The following is a 2,255-nucleotide window of genomic DNA, read 5'->3' on the forward strand; positions in this document are numbered from 1 at the left end:
GACCGTGAGCTGGCCGCCAGCGCGCTGCCGCCGGCCGGGACGGGCCCCCACCAGCGCAGTTGGTGGCTGGAAACCCCATCGCAGCACACTCCGGCGGGCCCGGACGCCACCCGCGACGCGGACGCCACCCTGGTGTGCCCGCTGTGGCTGGAGCCGATGGCGGTGGCCCGCCCGCACGGTGGTGCCCTGGTGCTCGTCGGCCGGCACGAGGCCCTCGTCGCCACCCGGGACGCCGTGGAGGTGCTCGCCGGGCAGGCGGCGCTGGCCCTGGACCGGATAGCGCTGGTGGAGGCCGTGGGCCGCCGCGACAGCGACCTCTATCTGCGGGCGGTCATCCGCAACACCAGCGAGATCATGCTGGTCACCGACTCCGACCAGCGCATCCGGTACGCCAGCCCGGCCCTGCACGACCTGCTCGGCATCGAGCCGCAGCCGCTGACGGACCTGCACGACCTGGTGCATCCCGACGACCGCAACCGGCTCCGGGCCGCGATGCTCGGCGACGACGGCGAGGGGGCGGTGTTCTGCGCCCTGCAGCGCCGCGACGGCACCCAGGTGCTGGTCGAGGCGGCCTACCGCGATCTGCGGGCGGACCGGCTGGTCCAGGGGTTCGTCGTCACCGTCCGCGACTTCACCGACTCGCAGCCGTCCGAGCATCGGCCGCACCGCGAGCACTCCGACAACCTGCCCGGTGCCGTGAACCGCCGCAGCGCCCGGGGCAAGTTCCGCTACTGAGGTGCTGCCACGGCCGGGACACGCCGCAGGGCGCCGGACCATCCGGTCCGGCGCCCTGAGCAGTTGATGCTGTCGCGCGCGGTTGATGCTGGAGCGCGCGGTCGTGCTGTCGTGCGTGGAGCGCAGCGTCAGCGGGTGACGCCGCGGCGACCGGCGAGGCCCACCACCAGGGCCACACCGATGGCGGCGAGCACGACCTGGATCAGCAGCTCGGTCCAGTCGAGGCCGTTGGTGTCGGCCAGGCCGACGGAACGGGCGATGACGGTGCCGAGCAGAGCGGCGCCGACGCCGATCAGCATGGTCAGCCAGATCGGGATGTTCTGCTTGCCCGGCACGACCAGGCGGCCCAGCGCGCCGATGACGAGGCCGACGATGAGGGCGGTGATGATTCCGGTGACGGTCATTCGGGGGCTCCTTGAAGGTCAAACTGTTGTTGCGTCCGTTGACCGCAGAGTTCCCGACCTTGCCGAATCCCAAACCGGATTATTTTTTGGCCACACCCTTGACGTCACCCGAATCAGAGGTGGACAGCGCGGCGATGAAGGCCTCCTGGGGCACCTCGACCCGGCCCACCATCTTCATCCGCTTCTTGCCCTCCTTCTGCTTCTCGAGCAGCTTGCGCTTGCGGCTGATGTCCCCGCCGTAGCACTTGGCCAGCACGTCCTTGCGGATGGCACGGATCGTCTCGCGGGCGATGATCCGGCTGCCGATGGCCGCCTGGATCGGCACCTCGAACTGCTGGCGCGGGATGAGCTTCTGCAGCTTCGCCGCGATGTTGACCCCGTAGGCGTACGCCTTGTCCTTGTGCACGATCGCGCTGAACGCGTCCACCGGCTCCCCGTGCAGCAGGATGTCGACCTTGACCAGCTCGTTGGCCTGCTCGCCGGACGGCTCGTAGTCCAGCGAGGCGTAACCCTTGGTCTTGCTCTTGAGCTGGTCGAAGAAGTCGAAGATGATCTCGGCCAGCGGCAGGGTGTAGCGCAGCTCCACCCGCTCGGTGGAGATGTACTCCATGCCGAGCAGCTGACCACGCCGGCTCTGGCAGAGCTCCATGACCGCGCCGACGAACTCGTTGGGCACCAGCACCGTCGAACGCACCATCGGTTCGTAGATCTCGGCGATCTTGCCGGTCGGGAACTCGCTCGGGTTCATCACCACGTGCTCGGCGGCGTCCTCGGTGATCACCCGGTAGACCACGTTGGGGGCCGTGGAGATCAGGTCGAGGTTGAACTCGCGCTCCAGCCGCTCCCCGATGATCTCCAGGTGCAGCATGCCGAGGAAGCCGCAGCGGAAGCCGAAACCGAGCGCCGCCGAGGTCTCCGGCTCGTACGTCAGCGACGCGTCGTTGAGCTGGAGTTTGTCGAGCGCGTCACGCAGCGCCGGATAGTCGGAACCATCGATCGGGTAGAGCCCCGAGTAGACCATCGGCTTAGGGTCCTTGTAGCCGCCGAGCGGCTCCTTCGCCGGCCGCGCGTTGCCCGTCACGGTGTCACCGACGCGGGACTGGCGGACGTCCTTCA

General features: G+C 69.0%; 3 protein-coding genes. 1 reads left to right on the top strand and 2 read right to left on the bottom strand.

The window, feature by feature from the left end:
• Positions 1–735, top strand: a 735-nt coding sequence (locus VF612_RS10710) for a PAS domain S-box protein (protein WP_408659839.1), incomplete at its 5' end; no start/stop codon positions are given.
• Positions 736–863: 128 nt separating this feature from the next.
• Here the strand turns inward: VF612_RS10710 and VF612_RS10715 are convergent.
• Both VF612_RS10715 and lepA read right to left on the bottom strand, forming a co-directional pair.
• Positions 864–1,139 (bottom strand): GlsB/YeaQ/YmgE family stress response membrane protein, encoded by a 276-nt coding sequence (locus VF612_RS10715; protein WP_408659840.1) that lies wholly within the window; start codon positions 1,137–1,139, stop codon positions 864–866.
• A gap of 79 nt (positions 1,140–1,218) precedes the next feature.
• A partial coding sequence (gene lepA / locus VF612_RS10720; RefSeq protein WP_408659841.1) for a translation elongation factor 4 occupies positions 1,219–2,255 on the bottom strand: 1,037 nt, incomplete at its 5' end.

Source organism: Jatrophihabitans sp. (assembly GCF_036388195.1).
Classification (GTDB): Bacteria; Actinomycetota; Actinomycetes; order Mycobacteriales; family Jatrophihabitantaceae; genus Jatrophihabitans_A.